The sequence below is a fragment of the Paenibacillus sp. FSL H3-0469 genome, from assembly GCF_038051945.1.
GTDB lineage: Bacteria > Bacillota > Bacilli > Paenibacillales > Paenibacillaceae > Paenibacillus_AQ.
This window is the reverse complement of sequence record NZ_CP150302.1, coordinates 3,834,696-3,852,947: the sequence shown is the minus strand read 5'-3', so window position 1 is coordinate 3,852,947 and position 18,252 is coordinate 3,834,696. Positions and strand designations below refer to the sequence as shown.

The window sequence follows — 18,252 nt, the reverse complement described above, 5'->3', positions numbered from 1 at the left end:
CAATATGGGAGGTTGTTGTATATGTCGATCAAAGGGCGTCATCTGTTTACTTCTGAGTCCGTAACGGAGGGACACCCCGATAAAATCTGTGATCAGATATCCGACGCGGTACTAGATGCATTTCTTGCTAACGATCCTAATGCCCGTGTAGCTTGTGAGGTAGCTGTAGCAACAGGTCTCGTGCTTGTCATCGGGGAAATTAGCACCAAGTCTGAATATGTGGATATTCCGGCAATCGTACGTAATACTATTAAGGAAATTGGCTATACCCGCGCGAAGTTTGGTTTTGACTATAATACTTGTGCCGTCCTTAGCTCGTTGAACGAGCAATCGGCAGATATTGCCCAAGGTGTAAATGCTGCTCTTGAGCACCGTGATCCTGCATCATTAGCTGAAGAGACTGCTAACATTGGTGCCGGTGACCAAGGTCTAATGTTCGGGTTCGCTACGAATGAGACGCCTGAGCTCATGCCTCTACCGATTGCCCTGTCCCACCGAATTGCCCGTCGTCTGGCGGAAGTCCGTAAAGATGGAACTTTGAAATATCTGCGTCCGGATGGAAAAACCCAGGTTACGATTGAGTACCAGGGCGACAAGCCGTTGCGTGTGGACACGATCGTCGTATCTACCCAGCATGCAGAAGAAATCACCCTTGAGCAAATTCAGGCAGACATCAAAGAGCATGTCATTCTTCCGGTTGTTCCAGCTGAACTACTGGATGAGGCCACTAAATATTTCATTAATCCTACTGGGCGTTTTGTTATTGGTGGTCCTCAGGGAGATGCCGGTCTGACTGGACGTAAGATTATTGTAGATACATATGGCGGTTATGCCCGTCATGGCGGCGGAGCCTTCTCCGGTAAAGATCCGACCAAAGTGGACCGTTCAGCAGCCTATGCTGCCCGTTATGTAGCGAAGAATCTGGTCGCTGCCGGCCTTGCTGACAAGTGCGAGATTCAATTGGCGTATGCTATCGGTGTTGCAAACCCTGTATCAATCAATGTAGATACATATGGGACGGGGAAGATTAGTGAGGAGAAGCTGGTTCAGCTGATCAGCGATAACTTTGATCTTCGTCCGGCAGGAATCATCTCGATGCTGGATCTGCGTAAACCTATCTATAGACAGACTGCTGCTTATGGACATTTTGGCCGTACTGATGTGGACCTTCCTTGGGAACGCGTGGATAAGGCGGATTTGTTAAAAGTCCAGTCCGGGATCTAAAAGTACAGCAAATGAATTGAGCTAGTTTGCATAATGCCATCAAATCATAATCATGCCTATATAGTACCCCTCATCAGGGGGGATTATATGGGCTTTTTTTTATGGAAAAAGCAAGCCGACGTACTCTTAGCTGTCATCTTCTAAACTTTGGAAGCCCTTTAGCCGAATATAACAGTATATAAGAAACGCTCGAGGGGCTGAAGGGAGCTTTATCAGGAATGAAAAAGAAGGTAAGAATAGGCACAGCGATTATTATTGCAGGTCATCTGCTGCTTGGTCTGGGCAGTCCGGCTATCGGCATACATACATCAGCGGTATACGCCGCTTCGGAATTCGGAATCAGCATTTCTCCTGCGAACGGGTCTGCTTTTGTAAATACCGGGGCTTCGCTGGGGCTTAGCTTTGACCGCCAGGTGATCCCGCAAGCCGGGAAAATCACCATTACAGATGTAAATGCCGAAACGGTATTTACGGAAATTGCAATCGGGAGTGCAGGGCTAATCGGAAACTCGGCAAGCTACGAAATCAAGCTAGGCTCCAGTCTTAAATTTGCTCCCTACAAAACATATAGCGTGAGTGTGCCTAAGGGGCTGTTCAAGGATAGTGCAGGCAATGAGTCAGCAGCAACAACCTGGAAGTTCACGACGGCCCCGGAGGTGAATCCGGCGATTACAGCAAGTAGCATGACTCCTGCCATCAATTCCAGGGTAGAGGCGAGTAGCTTAACGGAGCTGAGTATACGCTTATCTGGAGTCCTTACAGCCGGAGGAGGCGGCGTCAGGCTGCTCTCGGCAGCGGATAACGCGGTTATACAAGAGTTTGCGATCAGAGATGGAGAACCTGGTGTAGCCTTCCAGAGTGCAGATTCCTCGACAACGGTGACGCTGACACTGGCTAATAAGCTTGCGTCCGGCGGGAATTATTATGTGCTTATCGACGCTTATGCATTCAAGGATGCTAATAATACAACCTATCAGGGGATAGCCAGCGGCAGCGGCTGGAGCTTTTCTACGATCGGCACGGGGACTATCTCTGCATCTACGGCTCCGGCAAACGCCTCTTTTGGTGCATCGGTCACTGGAGCACTTAAGCTGTACTTCGACCGCCCGATGAGTCCGGCTTCTGGAGTGATCTCGGTCGCTCCAGGTGCAGGGGACCCTAGAACAAGATGGCTGAATGTCAATTCAACGAATGTTACCGGTGGGGGAAGCTCGACAATTACTCTGTTGCCAGCCTCCGCAGCTTCACCGCTATTGAGCGGCACACTATATACAGTGACTATACCGCAGGGGGCTTTTTATGATCAGGATGGGCATCTCTTTCCGGCTTCAGGTCCGTACTCCTGGACATTTACAACAGCTTCATTAACAAGTCTGTCTGTAGCCGCATTATCCCCAGCGGACCGCAGTGAGGCGGTAGATATTTCCAAGACAATTGCAGTTAATTTCAACCGGGATGTTGTTTATAATAGCACCGTCACGAACGGGGTAGTTCTGTACAAAAGCAATGGATCTAAAGTGGCAGCGACAGTTCAGCAGGGCGCCTCTGCCAAGGAATTTTTAATCAAGCCGACAGCAGCATTGGAATCGGATACGATCTATTATATTGACATCGCCAAAGGGACGTTCACGGATGCAGCAGACCCCAGCGTACAGTATGAGGGATTAAGCGGCACCAAGTCATGGAGCTTCCGCACTGTAGCCATAGATAAGACTCCGCCATCTCTGACGAGTGCAGTGCTGGAGAACAACCGGACGATCCGCCTGAGGTATAATGAGCCGCTTAACGCTTCTGTGGCTCTGCTGGCTTCCAGCTTCGGGGTAACCGTCAATGAGGAAACCCGGAACATTGAAAATGCTTATATTCAAGGGGACAGTGTATTTGTAGTGATTAGCACAGGCATCGCTGTAGGCCAGAATGTAAAAACCAGCTATACCGGCGGTGTGCGGACCATTCAGGATACAAGCGGGAATGCTGCAGCCACCTTTTCTGGACAGCAGATCATCAACACTATAGAATCTGCGCTCCCTACGCCCAAAGAAGGCAGAATCACCGGCAGAACAGTGACACTGACCTTCAATGATACGCTCAAACCGGTCTCTTCATATGCCTATGAGCAGTTTGTAGTCACGACTGACGGCTACTCGCTTGGGGTGAATTCTATCAGTATCAGCGGCAACACCCTATATTTAACTGTAGGCTCTGAGGTGGGCAATTCGGAGTCGGTCCGGGTATCCTACTACGCCGGTTCCTATCCGCTGGTTAGTTCTCTGGGACAGAATATTGCGAATTTCGCAGAGTTTAACATCCGCAATAGTAATGATAATGTGCCGCCCGTGTTCCAGAATGCGACGGGCGGAGGAAAGAAAATTACAATGAACTACAATGAGGGGTTATCTGACAGCAACCTTCCGATGAACAGCCAGTTCTCGGTCCTGGTGGGAGGTAGCCCAAATTACGTCACCAATGTTGCAGTACGTGGAAGCAGTGTGACATTAACACTTCAAAATAACCTGGTAGCTGGTCAAATTGTAACAGTCTCCTATGTCCCCGGCGTAAAAGGCTTAACTGATCTTAACGGCAACCGGGCTGTGTATGTGGACCTGAAGCCGGTTGATCTGAGCGATATCACAGTATCGGAGATCAGCAGCGCAACAGTGAACGGTAATGAGCTGACGGTAACTTTTGTCCAAAGTATGCTGACTTCTTCTGCACTGAGTACTTCGCAGTTTGCCGTCAGGTTGAACAGCACAAATACCCTGGTGCAGAACTATACCCTAACAGGCAATGTCCTCAAACTAATGCTGACTGAGTCTGCGGCCAGCGGGCAGACAGTTGACTTATCCTATACTACGGGGACATCCTTCATTAAGGATCTTAACGGAAATGCACTCGCTTCGTTCTCGCAGCTTCCGGTGAAGAACCTTACTGGAGGTGTGGCGGCTGCTGTGCCAACAGATGCGAACCGTCCAGCTTATCTGGGGACCTTGGAGGCAAGCGAGTTTGGAGACGCAATCCCGCTACTGAAGATTGACTCCGCCGTAATCGCAGCAGACCGCTCAATCTACAGTCAGGATGTGAAAAGATACAGTCTTAATGCAGATAAGCTGGCAGCCAGTTATATGTATTTAAACGCTCAGGGCACGGCTTCACTAGTGTTTGAAGTGCCTTCCACCGAATTGGCAGCCTATGTTACTGTACCTCTACAGCCACTCATGGATGCGTTCAACCGAAACAAGGCTTCATCATTTGGTATTCGTTATGGGGATCAGATCTATAGTGTTGATCTCGGTAAAATAGACCTCAACGGAATCGTAGCCAGTCTAAATACAACCGGCAGCAATATTTCTCTTATCTATCGCATAGAGAAAATGCCGTCTGAGGCGTTTGCTCCATTCGTCCAAAGATTTCAGACACAGGGGCTAACCAGTATAACGCCTTTGGCTGATCTTCGGCTGGCAGCATCTGTAACAGGAAATTACGCGAATGAGACTGCGCTTAGCTTACCAGGGAAGTATATGATCCGGACAACAAGTCCCAATAGCAGTGAGCAGACTTCTGTAGCAAGGTTAGACCAATCCTATTACGATGCAGCGTATCTGCCTACAACGAGCATTACCAAAGGAACTTACAAAGTAATGCGTGCATTAACCAGCGGAAATCAGATCGTTGGAGCATTTTCTTCCACGCGTTCTTTTGCGGATATTGCAACTCACTGGAGTAATACGGCTGTTTCTGAACTGGCAGCCAAGAATATCATCGACAACAGCTATGGCAGCCAGTACAAGCCGGACCAAGCCATCACCCGGGGCGAATTTTCTGTAATGCTGAGCAGAGGGCTAGGTCTGCTAGGGGATAGCGTGACAGCGCAACGCTTCTCAGATGTGCAGTCATCCAGTCAAATGGGCAATTATATCGGCGCTGCCGCCAAAGCCGGCATCATCAACGGCAACACGGACGGGACCTTCCGTGCGGAGGATAAGATTACCCGTGAGCAGATGGCGATTATGATGGTGAGGGCTCTGGAGTATACGGGGCAACCTGTAACGTTAAGCGCATCGGTGATGGATACGCTTAGCCCGTTCAAGGACCGGGCGAGAATTCTGAGCCAGAGTATTGAATTTGTAGCCAAGGCGGTCAAGGCGGGGATCATTCAGGGAATCAGCACCACACAATTCCAGCCGCAAGGCAATGCTACCAGAGGGCAGGCTGCGGTTATGCTGCAGCGGATGCTGAAATCGGCAGGCTATTTGTAAGTGAACTGTATCGTTAAGCAGAGCATCCGGCCCTTAGGCCGGGTGTTTTTTTGTCTGCACATCCAGCACCACAGTGGCTCCGCCCAGCCGGTAAAACCTGCTACTTCTCTCCAATTTTCGCAACTTTTCGAGCTGAATTCAGTCTATTAAAGGTATAGTCTATTACTATGAACTGATATCCAGGTCTTGATAGCGAGGTAGAAGAGTACAAATAGATGGGAGAGTTACACTGAAATGAATGAGCTTTTCATGGGGAAAAAGAGTACAGAGCAAACACGGGGAAATCAATGGTCGCCTGCTAAAAAATGGATTGCTGCATCTCTGGCGGGTGTAATCTGGATCATGCCTGTTGTCGGGAGTGAAGGTGCAGGATGGCTGGGCGCAGGCCCTGCACCGGTAGCACAAGCAGCAGCGTCCTTCTCGGCGACGAAGCTTAGTGAAGAGGTTATCACTTCCGGGGCGATGATGATGAAATATAAATTTACCACGGTGCGTTCCGGTAAGAGTGCGACAGGACTGGCCAGCGTCATTCGTGTCGATCTGAATAATCCGTACGTCTCTCTGGATGTAATGACCGGCAAAGGCGGGAATCTGACGACACGGCAGAGCACCGGGGGCATGGCGGCGGAGACAGGAGCAGTCGCGGCGGTGAACGGGGATTACTTCAATACTGGCGGAGAAGGTGCACCGATCGGCGGTCAGGTATCCGGCGGTGTGCTGGTGTCTACTCCTTCACAGCTGAACGGAATGTACGCTTTTGCAGTAACCAAGGACCGTAAACCTATCATTGATGAATATACATTTGAGGGGATGCTGACCGCAGAGGATGGCTCCCAGTTCCCGCTGTCCGGCATCAACAAAGGGGCCTACAATCCCGAAGGCGGCAGTTCGACTTACAGTCACGCTAACGCTGCTTATATCTATACAGATGCATGGACAGCGCTGGAACGCCCTAAGGGCAGCTCTACTACACCGACAGAGGTGCTGGTAGAGAATGATGTCATTACCCAGATCTCGCTGGATTCGGCTCTGCCGGTGACCGTGCCCAAAGGGGCTTATATTCTGCGGACGCACGGGCTGGCTGCCCAGTTCGTTAAAGCCCATCTGGTTGTAGGACAGAAGCTAAGCAGCGCTTACAAGCTTCGTTCCAAAACCACCCAGCAGGAGCTCGATCCTTCTACGCTGCAGATGATGATCGGCGGACATACCATTTTGGTCAATAACGGCAAGGCGTCGTCGTTCTCCCGTTCTACAAGCAGCATTGGCGGGTACCGGGCGCGTACAGCGCTGGGGTATTCGCAGGATGGCAGATATGTGTATGTCATTGCAGCCGAGAAGAATAGCAATAGTGCGGGTCTGTCGCTGACAGAGCTGCAATCCTTCATGACGAATATCGGGGTGTGGAAAGGGATAAATCTGGACGGAGGGGGCTCTACAACGATGGTGGACCGCCCGCTGGCTGAAACCTCGACTACACTTACCTTCAATACCGAATACGGCAAGGAGCAGCGCACAATCGTTAACGGCGTGGGGGTATATACTTCTGCTCCGCAAGGTGAAGTGAAAGGGATCAAGATCAGCGGCAGTTCGGTATTGTTAATCGGACAAAAGGCCACATACACTCTGAAGGGCTATGATACGTACTACAATCCGGTGGATGTAGCAGCGGCTAATCCGTCCTGGACCGCAAGCGGCGGCAGTGTAACTGTGAATGCAGGCGAAGCCACGGCCGTCAAGCCGGGAACCGTCAAGCTGAAGGCGACCAGCGGAACAGCGAGTGCGGAGACCGAGGTCACCGTTCTGGGCGGAGAAGATTTGTCCAGCCTGATTGCAGGTACAGCAACTGCACCGCTGCAAGCAGGGGCCACTGTATCAGTTCCGGTTAGCGCAGTGTCGAAGAGCGGGGCAACGATAGCTGTTCCGGCAACCGCACTGAAGTGGGAGTTTATCGGCTTCAAAGGAAGTGTGGGAGATGGCAAGCTTAAGGTGGAGGCTGTCGATCCTGGCGTAACTACCGGATATGCGATTGCCCGCTATGACGGCTTCAGTACGGCAGTTGTCTTGTCTACTGCGGCTGCTACGGCTTGGGAGGATTTCGAGAATGCCAATTATCCGTTCGCATTCACTACCAATGCGGCAGGCGTCACTGGAACAGCAGCAGTAGTTGCGGGCAGCGCAGAGCGTGCAGGCTCGAAGGTGTTATCGCTTAGCTATGATATGAGTGCAGGCACCGGGAAAATGTACGCATACGCCCAGTTCAACGGAACAAAGGGCAAGGATATTCCGGCGGCAGCAACCTCAATGTCAGTCGATGTGATGGGGGACATGAGCCTGAACTGGATGCGTGCCGAACTGACGGATGCCAGCGGAAAGACGGCCTATATTGATTTGGCAAAAGTTATCGACTGGAACGGCTGGAAGACGCTTAATATCGATCTGTCCGGCTCAGGGATTAAATTCCCAGCTTCCCTTAAGAGACTTTACGTGGTAAATGTAGAAGAAGGCCAGGATGAACGGGCCAAGACAGGGACAGTGGCCTTTGATAATATTTCCTTCGTGATGCCATCGCTCTCCAGTGAGGCGGGACTGCCTAAAGGGACGGCAGCGATGAGCATTGGCGGCAAGGCAATGACGGTTAACGGCACCAAACGGCCGATTGATGTCGCACCGATTGTGAAGGACGGCAGTACGTATGTGCCGATAAAATATGTACTGGATGCGTTCGGCGGCAATGCGGTCTGGGATGCGAAGACCAAGAAGATTATGGTCCTTCGCGGCGCCAAGGCGCTGGATCTGACCGTGAACAAGAAGGAATTCGTACTGAACGGGAAGCGGCAGAGTGCTGAAGTAGCACCTATGATCCTGAATGCCAGGACTTTAGTACCGCTCAGACTCGTGACAGAACAGCTCGGACTCACTGTAAAATGGGAACAGAACACTAAGACCGTAACTATCGAATCGTGATATGTTAGTATAAAGGAAAGCCTTTAATACGATTCGATAGAAATGGGGCAAGCATCCGTGGAATTTCAGGCCGATGCAATAGATCGGGTGATTAAGAACACCATCGACGTGATGGAGAGCAGCAAGTATCAGATATTCGAAATATTGCAGGTGGCACGGGATGAGCTTGCTGCACTCAACAAAGAGCTGCAGCGGGTTATGGAAGAAACGGATGAAACATTGCAAAAGGTAGACAAGCTGGAGCAGCAGTACCACCGCTCCCGGATCCGGCTGACAGAGGTCAGCCGGGATTTTGTCCGCTACACGGAGAAGGATATCCGGATTGCCTATGAGAAGGCGACGGAGCTGCAGCTGGAGCTGATGATGACGAGGGAGAGGGAGGCCTATCTGCGGAACAGACGCGATGAACTGCAAATGCGGGTTCGCAGTGTCGAAAATTCTGTAGAGCGTGCCGAATCGATTGGTTCGCAAATGAGCGTTGTCCTGGAATATCTGTCCGGAGAACTAGGTCAAGTGACGCGAATTGTCGAATCTGCGAAGAACCGCCAGATGATCGGACTCAAAATAATCCTGGCTCAGGAAGAGGAACGGAAAAGAATTGCCCGGGAAATTCATGACGGTCCTGCTCAAATGCTGGCGAATCTAGTCCTAAGGACGGAAATTGTAGAAAGAATGCTGGTAAAGCAGGAATTTGGGTTGGTACAAGCCGAAGTAATAGACTTAAAGGGGCAGGTAAGATACAGCCTGGAAGAAATGCGCAAGGTGATTTTCAACCTGCGTCCGATGGCGCTTGATGATTTGGGGCTGATTCCGACTCTGCGGAAGTATGTGCATGATTATGAGGAGAAGACGAAAATCCGTACCTCTTTTGAAACCAGGGGGAAGGAGCACCGTTTGTCCTCAGCGATGGAAGCGGCGGTATACCGGCTGGTGCAGGAGGGTCTGTCCAATGCGGCGAAGCATGCTTATCCGAGTTACGTGCTGGTGGAGATTACTTATCAGGCTCAATTGATCAAGATTGTCGTGAAAGACAATGGCTTAGGCTTCAATGTGAAAAAAATCAGTGAACAAGCCAACCGGGAAAGCTTCGGTCTGGTGGGTATGCGCGAACGCGTGGAATTGCTGGAGGGAAGAATGGAAATACAGTCAGCCGAGAACCAGGGCACAACAATCGTAATTCACATTCCGACGAATGTGGAAAAGGGAAAGGAGTAATGTGATGGAGAACCAAAACTCTGGCAAAGCGCCCATTAAAGTTCTTTTGGCCGATGATCATCAATTGTTTCGTGAAGGGCTTAAGCGTATTTTGAATATGGAGGATGACATCGAGGTCATAGGCGAATGCGGGGACGGCATCCAGGTGCTTGAATTCTGCAACGGCAACAAGCCGGATATCGTGCTGATGGATATCAATATGCCCATTGAGAACGGCGTGGAGGCTACGCAAAAGCTCCGTGAAATGTTCCCGGATGTCAAAGTGATTATCCTCTCGATTCATGATGATGAAAGCTACGTGTTTGAGACGCTGCGTAAGGGGGCGAACGGATACCTGCTGAAGGATATGGAAGCCGAGTCGCTGATTAATGCGATCCGCTCTGTATGCGAAGGACATGCTTTTATCCATCCGAAGGTGACCGGCAAGCTGATTAATCAGCTGCGGCGTATGACATACCTTAACGAGACTGGCGCTATGGCCGAGACGGCTGTGAAGGAAGCCGGTGTCAAATTCGTTGCAGGCGATAACAATCCGCTGACCCGCCGTGAGGCAGAGGTGCTTCGCTTGATGGCAGAGGGCAAGAGCAACAAGATGATCGGGGAGTATCTGTTTATCAGTGAGAAGACGGTCAAAAACCATGTCAGCAGTATTCTGCAAAAGATGGAAGTGGATGACCGCACGCAGGCTGTAATTAATTCTATCAAATATGGCTGGGTAACTTTATAGCTTCCCTCATAAACTTTTAACTGAGCGTTTTGGAGAATCCTAATGATCCTTATAAACGGTACATAACTTGTATGCAGCCGCGAGCTGCAGCCATAGTATTGTTTCAGTCCGCACTCTATTCGAATTTTGCAAAATGCTAACTTAAATATGTACCCTAAGTTAAACTGGCGGGAGAGGCTCCCGCGCTAGTGGGCTGTCACCGTCCTTTTATCACCGGCATATAGTGTGGGTATAAGAGGGAGGTGCATCTTCATGATCGCCCAGTTAATCTGGATTATCTCTATTTATGCATCCGCAGCAGCCCTTGTTCAACTCCTGCATCATCGGGAAGAGACCCGGGCAGCAGCACGGACTGGTAAGCGGCTTCACTATATTCTGATTACCCGTAATCATGAGGCCGTGTTGGAGTGGTATCTCAGGGTCTTTGCAGTGCATGCTTGCTGGATCGGCAGGCCCTTGCAGGTCACCCTGGTGGATGACGGTTCAGAGGACAGGACCATGGCGGTAGCCTCACGGATGGCTTATTACAACTCTTCTATTGAATTTGCGCCTGCGGTGCCGTTATACGGTCTCGCGGACAGGGATGCACTCCTGCAGGGGGTTACAGTGGATCTGCGGGTTCAGGAGCCGCTGCTGCCGCTGCGGATGATGCGGTTGCCGGGAAGCGGGAGATTCTCATCCAAGCACGGCGAATGACAGGAAAATATGTAAGTTACGGGTGAAGCGCACTCTCCAGGAATGGGGCGGTGTGCTTTTTTGTTGTGCATCAGAGGATAAGGGGGCGAGGGGATTGAAGGTGGCTGTGTATGTGGTGGAGCAGGGTGGAGAGTGGCAGGCCCGGATTTCGTTAAATCTGGGGGTGGATGAATTATGGTGGGCGGGTGAGGGTTGGGGAGGGCAGTTGGAAGCGCAGGAAAACCAAGCGGCAGACCGGGTTGTGCTGCTCTCCCGGTCACTGCCATTGGGCTGGGCAGTGAAGCTGGCAGCAGCCTGCCAGTTCACGGACCAGATGCGGCGCTGGGATGAGGCAGCCTGGCGGAAATCCGCCGCAGTTCTTTTGAAGGCGGAGATCCGGGCGGAGCGGGCTGCTGGAGGGGGACGGGGCGAAGGGTGGCCTTTTGAGGAGGCTAAGGTGTACAGGCTGCCGGAGGACAGGGGATGGAGCAGGTATGGGAGATTGGAGGGTGTGTGGGGGAACGAACAGGCGGATGGACAGGGGAATGTGAGGGAGAATTGGCAAGAGAACGAACAGGTCGGCGTGCAGGCGAGTACGAGGACAAAATTGCGAAGGAACGAACAGGAGAGCTTACGGAGGAGGGAAATGGAGGTGCTTGCAGCGGGAGCAGACCGCCTGGTCGCAGCACTGGACGGGCGTTCTCTGCTTCAGGGTGAAGCAGAGGCACTGGTGGCCGAGCAGCTCCCGGAACTGGCGGAGCATTGGCGGGCTGCGGCGCAGCTCGCCTATCTCCAGGGACGGCTGCGGCTTACGGCCGCCGTCCAGGGCCCTGCGGGCGCCGCGCGGCTAGGTCTGCGCCGCCGCGAAGTGCCGCGCTGCCTGCGCTGCGGCAGCGTACCCACGGGCCGCACGGCCTGCGCCGCGTGCGGCCTTGCCGGCTGCGCCTATTGCGAGGCCTGCCTCGCACTGGGGCGCAGCCGGGCTTGTGCGCTGCTGCTGCGCAGCGCACCGCTGCCGGCCGTGCGCTGCACGGCCGGCGTGTCCCCCACCGTAGCGGCGCGCCGGTGGGGGGCTTAGCGCAGCGCAGGCGGCCGCCGCCGCCGCCGCGCTCGGGTTCCTGGCGGAGCCGCGCAGGCGCTCCGCCGGCCCGGGCCCAGAGCGGTTCCTGCTCTGGGCAGTGACGGGAGCGGGGAAGACGGAGATGATCTTCCCGCTCCTGGACGCGGCGCTCGCCGCCGGGGGCCGGGCGCTGATCGCCACGCCGCGTCGTGACGTCGTGCTGGAGCTTGCGCCGCGCCTGGCGAGAGCCTTCCCGGCGGATATACCCGCCGTGCTGTACGGAGGCAGCGAGGACCGCTTGCGCCGCCGCCGGATCACCCTGGCGACCACGCACCAGCTGCTGCGGTTTAACCAGGCCTTCGATCTGGTCATCATCGATGAGATCGATGCATTTCCCTATCATAACGATCCTATGCTGGACTATGCCGCAAGGCAGGTCTGCAAGCCGGGCGGACGATTCATCCTTCTCTCTGCCACGCCGCCTGCGGAGCTGCAGCGACTTGCCCGTGCCGGCAGATTGCCGCATGCGAGAGTTCCGGTCCGCTTTCACGGCCATCCCTTGCCGGTTCCGCGCCATCTTCATATGCCGCCGCTCGCTCGTTGCCTGAAGCAGGGGAGACTTCCGGCAGGACTGCGTTCAGCGTTACAGCGGTCCCTTGACCGTAAGGCACAGATTTTCCTCTTTGTCTCACGGATTGCCCACATTGAGGGACTGCTACAGCTTCTGCGGCGGATATTTCCCGGAATATCTATAGAGGGAACCTCCTCTCAAGATCCGGACAGGGCAGAGAAGGTACTTCAGTTCCGGGATTGTACTATTTCCCTGCTGGTAACGACAACGATATTGGAGCGTGGGGTTACAGTACCCCATAGTGATGTGTTTATTCTTGATGCGGACAGCGGACTGTTTGATGAAGCGGCCTTGGTACAGATGGCGGGCCGGGCGGGGCGCTCCAAGGATGATCCGGCAGGCAACGTCATCTTCGCTTCGGCAGAATGGAGCCGCTCGCAGCGCGCCGCTATATCACAGATCCGCAGTATGAATTCGATTGCCCGTAGACAGGGATATCTCAAGTTCAAATAATTTTGTGAGGATTTCTTGGAAATAGCTGTGAATGCCCAGCTCCCACAATTTGAGTTCTATACACTCTGTACTTTTAAACTCTGCACATTCTATTTTATTAGGAGGATTACAATGCGTCACCTGACGTCATGGATGAAGCAAGCCCGCTCCCTGATCGCGCCTTCGCAGCCGGAATGTCTGTTTTGCGGCCGCAGAGGCCGTCCTTCCCCCGAATGGCCCGGAATCTGCGTACACTGCCAGAGCAGCATTCCATGGATTCGCGTTCCCCGGTGCCAGACCTGCGGACGTCATGTGGGCTGTCCCGATTGCAGCCGGAGCCATGGGCACTTACCGATCCGGTGCAACCGGAGTGCAGTAGCGTACACCAGTGATATGCGAGAAATACTAGGCCAGTATAAATACCGGGGGAATGAGCGGCTTGCGCCCCTGCTTGGTCTGATGCTGGACAGGGCATACGCGCTGCTGCAACAAGAACAGAGTGGACAACAACTGAATGGAGCGCTACAAGGTGATTTTTTCAGCGAGCCACTCCCTGTATTACGATCAAAGCTTCGTATGCGTTCTAACCTATGGCAAGCCGATTTGCTGGTCCCTGTGCCTGTGAGCGCTGTTCGTTTGTCGGAGCGGGGCTTCAATCAGGCGGAGCGGCTGGCTGAAGTAGTATCCCTGCGCAGAGGGGTCCCTCAGCTTCCGCTGCTGGTCCGCACCCATCATACTGCCAAGCAGAGCTTCAAAAGCAGAAGGGAGCGGCTGGCCGATATGAAGCATGCTTTTGCCGGAAATACAGATTCAGCGGTTCTGCAAAGTCTGAGTGAATACTTACATTCCCATGCGACGCATCAGCTTGAACAGCGCCCCCTGCAAATCATCATTGTCGATGATATCTACACTACCGGAAGTACGATTCGTGCCTGCGCCGGGGCGCTTCAGCAGCTCTGCCGCAGCCTGGATTGTACTGCCGAGATATACTCTCTGACCTGGGCCCGTTCCTAGCAGCAGCTGCCGCTCTGGAATTCAATAAAACCGCTTCCCTGACCGATACTAATCATAGACGGATCTTCGGCGATCATGTAATCTTAGTAGCATAAGCGATTCATGAGTTGTGCAGAATGATAGAAGGGAGCCGCGGTAGAAATGAATGTAGACAATTGTCCGAGATGCGGCCGGTTATATGTCAAGAACCTGATGAACCTGTGCCAGCCCTGCATCAAAGAGTTAGAGCATGAATATGAAATCTGTGTAGAATATTTGCGTAAAAATAGAGGCACCAACATACAGGAACTGTCCGATGCCACCGATATTTCCATCAAGGAAATCACACGTTTTATCCGGGAGGGCCGGATTTCCATCGCCAATGCGCCTAATATGATGTACCCTTGTGAGGTATGCGGAACCCTGATCCGGGACGGGCATATGTGCGACAGCTGCCGCAGCCGTCTGACCAAGGACCTTGCCAATGCAGCCAAGGAAAGTGCAGACTCGAGCGCTTCCAAGAAGGCTCCAGATGGCGCTTACCGCGCGGTGGACAAGTTCCGCAACTAAACAATTCTGCAAAAAAACGCTTGCAGCTATAAAGAATGTTTCAACAGGGGCCGATAAACTTAGTAAAGATTATCGGCTTTTTTATTACAGAAGGAAGGTGAAGTTATGAAAATTAACGATGCCGGACGAATCAATGCGATTAATCCATACCAACGAAGTGCGGAATCGCAAAGGCAGGAACAGATGAAGAAGAGTACACGCAAGGATGAGGTATCGATTTCGGATGAAGCCATCAAGCTGCTTCAGGCACAGAAGAGCGGGAAGATTGACACTGAACGTGCGAACAAGATCGAAAGCCTGAAACAGCAAGTATCCGCAGGTACCTACCAGGTTGACGCAGCCAAGCTCGCCGAGACACTCGCCCCCTACTTTAAGCAATCCTCCGAGAATTAGGTGAAAACACCCATGGCACTTACAACATTATTAGACTTGCTTGAGCGGCTGGACGAGGCGCATGTGCAGATGCTGGATCTGGCCGCAGTCAAGAAACAGACCATTATGGACAACAAGGTGGAGGGTCTTATTGATATCCTGAACCGCGAGTCCAAGCTGATGAAGGTGATCGGACAGCTGGAAGAACGGCGTGCAGAAGCGGCCTTCGAGTTTTTGCAGGGGGTTGGAATCCGCTCCAATCTGAATCTGAATCTTACCGAGCTGTCCCGCCTTGTCTTTGATCCCGATGACAAATCACGCCTGCTGCAGATTCAGCAGAAGCTTTCCGGCACATTGCAGCAATTAAAAAAGGCCAATGAGCTGAACCAGAAGCTGATTGAGCAGTCGCTTACCTTTATAGATTATTCCCTGGATTTGCTGGTCGGAAGACCAAATCAGGAAATGACATACCATCATCCGTCCGACAAGGGCAGCAGTGTAACTCGGCCGGGTCTTTTTGATGCCCGTGGATAATCAGGTTATCCGCTGAGCTGCGCTCACCGCAGCAATCACAAGGGAGGAACACGCAGTATGACATCTACATTCCACTCCATCGAGACCGCAAGACGAAGCCTGTTTACCCAGACAGCGGCGCTCAATACCACCGGCCACAACATTGCCAACGCCAACACGGAGGGATACACCCGCCAGCGTGTGAATATGAAGGCAGCCATCCCGATTGAAGCCTATGGTATGAATAACTCGACGATGCCTGGGCAACTGGGAACCGGGGTTGAATTCAGTTCCATTGAGCGGATTCGGGAGATGTTCCTGGACGATCAGTTCCGCGGGGAGAACTCGGCAAGCGGGAACTGGAGCATTCAGTCGGATACCTTAGATAAGCTGGAAGCGATCGTGAATGAGCCTTCAGATACCGGTGTCCGTATCGTGCTGGATAACTTCTGGAAATCCTGGTCGGACCTCAGTAAGAACCCGGAAGATCCCACAGCCCGCAAGATCGTCGTGCAGACAGCCCAGGCCCTAACGGATGCCATGAACTATATGAGTACACAGCTCAGCAATCTGGACCGCGATCTAAGCACCAACATTGACGTCAAGGGCAAAGAGATCCAGAGCTACCTCAGCTCAATCGCTGACCTCAATCAATCCATCTCCAAGATCGAAGGCATGGGCGACAAAGCCAATGATCTGCGCGACCAGCGCGACCTGTTGACGGACAAGCTGTCCAAGATTGCCAACATCACCATTCTGGATACAGATGCCGGATATAACATATCCCTGGGCACACAGCCGTTAGTTCAAGGAGCAACCGTAACTGCGGCTGTAGACAGCGCGTTTCTTAATACAGCGTTCGCCTCTGGCGATCTGAAGGCCGGTGAAGCTTATGGGATGCTTTTCTCCAAAAACACTTATGTAGCAGATTACAGGAAGCAGCTCGACACGATGGCCAATACCATTGCCAATGGTGAAGTGCAGGTGACCATACCGGCAGGCTCTAACCTGCCCGCAGGAACCACAGTGCTCAAGGATTCAGAGATTATTAATGCGGATGGCACCAAAACTACCCTCTTGGCAGGAAGCGCAGTGCCTATCCCGCTACCAGGTGATTTGAAAACAACCGTCAAAGGTCTGAACGGTCTCCACCAGCTGGGATATGCGTTGAACGGGACCTCGGGCCGGCCATTCTTCACCTCTGCGGTAGCTGGAGAAGCGATCACTGCTGCCAATCTCAAGCTGAATCCGGAAATCGCTGCTGATCCCACGCTGTTTGCTACTTCCTTGCGTACTACTACAGACACCTCAGGCAATGTATCCGTAGTTAAAGGGAATAACACATTGGCGCTGCTGTTCAGCAATATGAAGGATAACAATACGTTTGCTACAGCAGATGGCACCAAGACCGGTACAGTCGGATCATATCTTAGCTCCATGGTCGGGCAATTGGGTATCCAATCCCAAGAAGCCACACGCCAGGCCAGCAACTCGGATTACTTGGTGGATCAGGTGAGTTCCCGCCGCCAGTCTGTAAGCGGTGTGTCCCTGGATGAAGAGATGTCCAATATGCTGGTGTTTCAGCACGCCTACAGCGCTGCTGCGCGGTTTATGACAACCTATGATCAGATGCTTGATAAATTAATTAATTCTACCGGCATGGTCGGAAGATAAGGAGGAACATACAATGATCAGAGTCACCTCCAATATGATGAGCTCACAGCTGCTGCTTAATTTGAACCGCAATGCACGTACCATGAACGACACCCAGCTCCAGCTGGCCAGCGGCCGCAAAATCAACAAGCCCTCCGACGACCCGGTAGGCATCACCTATTCCCTCCGTTACCGCGCCGAGCTGTCCTCTAACGAGCAGTACACGAAGAACGTGGACAGCGCGCTGTCCTGGCTGGATTATAATGATACCATACTAGGACAAGCAGGAGATGTTGTTCAACGTCTGAGAGAGCTTACCGTGAAGGCTTCCACGGGAAGTAATCCGCAATCTGCTTTAGATAGCATCAATGAAGAAGTGCTGCAATTGAAGGAGCAACTTGTAGATATTTCTAACAGTAAGCTTAACGGAAAGTATATTTTTAATGGAGAACAGTATACTACCAAGCCCTACGAGTTTGCCAAGGGCGCTGATGGTACTTACGATACTACCAAAGCAATAACTACAGATTCCGGTCAGATTCAGTATATAGTAGGCGAAGGTGTGCAAATGCCCATCAATATGACGGGTAATGATGTGTTTGGTCATACTGGAGATTCAGATAACTTATTCTCAATAATTAATAATCTTTCATCTGCACTTAAGTCAGGTGATCTCACAGGGATTTCAAGCCAAATTGATAAGTTTGATACCCGTACAGAGACGATTCTGTCGGCTCGCGCAGAGATAGGTGCCAAGACTAACCGTGTAGAATTAATGCAGGACCGTTTAAGCGATCTGAACATTAACCTGACAGATCTCCAGGCTAAGACAGAGGACGCTGATTATGAAGGACTGATCATGAAGTCGAAGATCCAGGAGAATATTTATAATGCCTCGCTGTCTGTGGGAGCGAAGATTATCTCTACTACACTAGTAGACTTTATCCGATAACGGAGGTGGTTCTTG

The 18,252-nt window shown here is 52.1% G+C and carries 14 protein-coding genes; all 14 read left to right on the top strand.

What is annotated here, in order from left to right; genetic code table 11:
- Nucleotides 1-21 precede the first annotated feature (21 nt).
- Nucleotides 22-1,224 carry a methionine adenosyltransferase gene (gene metK / locus NSS83_RS16895; RefSeq protein ID WP_341348692.1) on the top strand — a complete coding sequence of 401 codons (1,203 nt, stop codon included), beginning with the start codon at nt 22-24 and terminating at the stop codon, nt 1,222-1,224.
- A 218-nt stretch (nt 1,225-1,442) separates the two neighbouring features.
- Nucleotides 1,443-5,480: an Ig-like domain-containing protein gene (locus tag NSS83_RS16890; RefSeq protein WP_341348691.1), complete on the top strand. Its 4,038-nt coding sequence runs from the start codon at nt 1,443-1,445 to the stop codon at nt 5,478-5,480.
- 249 nt (nt 5,481-5,729) lie between these two features.
- Nucleotides 5,730-8,444, top strand: coding sequence for a stalk domain-containing protein (locus tag NSS83_RS16885; protein ID WP_341185191.1), 2,715 nt, complete (start codon nt 5,730-5,732; stop codon nt 8,442-8,444).
- A 57-nt stretch (nt 8,445-8,501) separates the two neighbouring features.
- On the top strand, nt 8,502-9,659 hold the full coding sequence (locus tag NSS83_RS16880) for a sensor histidine kinase (RefSeq protein WP_036699270.1): 1,158 nt from the start codon (nt 8,502-8,504) through the stop codon (nt 9,657-9,659).
- 4 nt (nt 9,660-9,663) lie between these two features.
- The gene (locus NSS83_RS16875; RefSeq protein WP_036699238.1) at nt 9,664-10,386 is read left to right on the top strand and encodes a response regulator transcription factor; all 723 of its coding nucleotides are present in this window, start codon (nt 9,664-9,666) and stop codon (nt 10,384-10,386) included.
- Between the two features lie 252 nt (nt 10,387-10,638).
- Complete coding sequence (locus NSS83_RS16870; RefSeq protein WP_341348690.1) at nt 10,639-11,082, top strand: hypothetical protein; 444 nt, start codon at nt 10,639-10,641, stop codon at nt 11,080-11,082.
- Between the two features lie 94 nt (nt 11,083-11,176).
- On the top strand, nt 11,177-12,139 hold the full coding sequence (locus NSS83_RS16865; RefSeq protein WP_341348689.1) for a hypothetical protein: 963 nt from the start codon (nt 11,177-11,179) through the stop codon (nt 12,137-12,139).
- A 40-nt stretch (nt 12,140-12,179) separates the two neighbouring features.
- Nucleotides 12,180-13,205, top strand: a complete 1,026-nt coding sequence (locus NSS83_RS16860) for a helicase-related protein (protein WP_341348740.1) — start codon at nt 12,180-12,182, stop codon at nt 13,203-13,205.
- A 111-nt stretch (nt 13,206-13,316) separates the two neighbouring features.
- A complete protein-coding gene (locus tag NSS83_RS16855; protein WP_341348688.1) occupies nt 13,317-14,198 on the top strand; it encodes a ComF family protein in 882 nt (293 codons plus the stop codon).
- A 141-nt stretch (nt 14,199-14,339) separates the two neighbouring features.
- Entirely contained in the window at nt 14,340-14,747 is a 408-nt protein-coding gene (locus NSS83_RS16850; RefSeq protein WP_036694666.1) for a TIGR03826 family flagellar region protein, read from the top strand.
- Nucleotides 14,748-14,852: 105 nt separating this feature from the next.
- Nucleotides 14,853-15,140, top strand: a complete 288-nt coding sequence (flgM, locus tag NSS83_RS16845; protein WP_036694667.1) for a flagellar biosynthesis anti-sigma factor FlgM — start codon at nt 14,853-14,855, stop codon at nt 15,138-15,140.
- Between the two features lie 12 nt (nt 15,141-15,152).
- Nucleotides 15,153-15,653, top strand: coding sequence for a flagellar protein FlgN (locus tag NSS83_RS16840; protein ID WP_341348687.1), 501 nt, complete (start codon nt 15,153-15,155; stop codon nt 15,651-15,653).
- Nucleotides 15,654-15,710: 57 nt separating this feature from the next.
- Nucleotides 15,711-17,306: a flagellar hook-associated protein FlgK gene (gene flgK, locus NSS83_RS16835; protein WP_341348686.1), complete on the top strand. Its 1,596-nt coding sequence runs from the start codon at nt 15,711-15,713 to the stop codon at nt 17,304-17,306.
- A gap of 13 nt (nt 17,307-17,319) precedes the next feature.
- Nucleotides 17,320-18,237 carry a flagellar hook-associated protein FlgL gene (gene flgL, locus NSS83_RS16830; RefSeq protein WP_341348685.1) on the top strand — a complete coding sequence of 306 codons (918 nt, stop codon included), beginning with the start codon at nt 17,320-17,322 and terminating at the stop codon, nt 18,235-18,237.
- Nucleotides 18,238-18,252: the final 15 nt, after the last annotated feature.

Bases quoted from the DNA above. Each gene is read 5' to 3' on its own strand.
- flgK (WP_341348686.1), top strand. From the start codon at position 15,711: ATGACATCTACATTCCACTCCATCGAGACCGCAAGACGAAGCCTGTTT.
- NSS83_RS16850 (WP_036694666.1), top strand. From the start codon at position 14,340: ATGAATGTAGACAATTGTCCGAGATGCGGCCGGTTATATGTCAAGAAC.
- NSS83_RS16855 (WP_341348688.1), top strand. From the start codon at position 13,317: ATGCGTCACCTGACGTCATGGATGAAGCAAGCCCGCTCCCTGATCGCG.
- metK (WP_341348692.1), top strand. From the start codon at position 22: ATGTCGATCAAAGGGCGTCATCTGTTTACTTCTGAGTCCGTAACGGAG.
- NSS83_RS16840 (WP_341348687.1), top strand. From the start codon at position 15,153: ATGGCACTTACAACATTATTAGACTTGCTTGAGCGGCTGGACGAGGCG.
- NSS83_RS16890 (WP_341348691.1), top strand. From the start codon at position 1,443: ATGAAAAAGAAGGTAAGAATAGGCACAGCGATTATTATTGCAGGTCAT.
- NSS83_RS16870 (WP_341348690.1), top strand. From the start codon at position 10,639: ATGATCGCCCAGTTAATCTGGATTATCTCTATTTATGCATCCGCAGCA.
- NSS83_RS16885 (WP_341185191.1), top strand. From the start codon at position 5,730: ATGGGGAAAAAGAGTACAGAGCAAACACGGGGAAATCAATGGTCGCCT.
- flgL (WP_341348685.1), top strand. From the start codon at position 17,320: ATGATCAGAGTCACCTCCAATATGATGAGCTCACAGCTGCTGCTTAAT.
- NSS83_RS16875 (WP_036699238.1), top strand. From the start codon at position 9,664: ATGGAGAACCAAAACTCTGGCAAAGCGCCCATTAAAGTTCTTTTGGCC.
- flgM (WP_036694667.1), top strand. From the start codon at position 14,853: ATGAAAATTAACGATGCCGGACGAATCAATGCGATTAATCCATACCAA.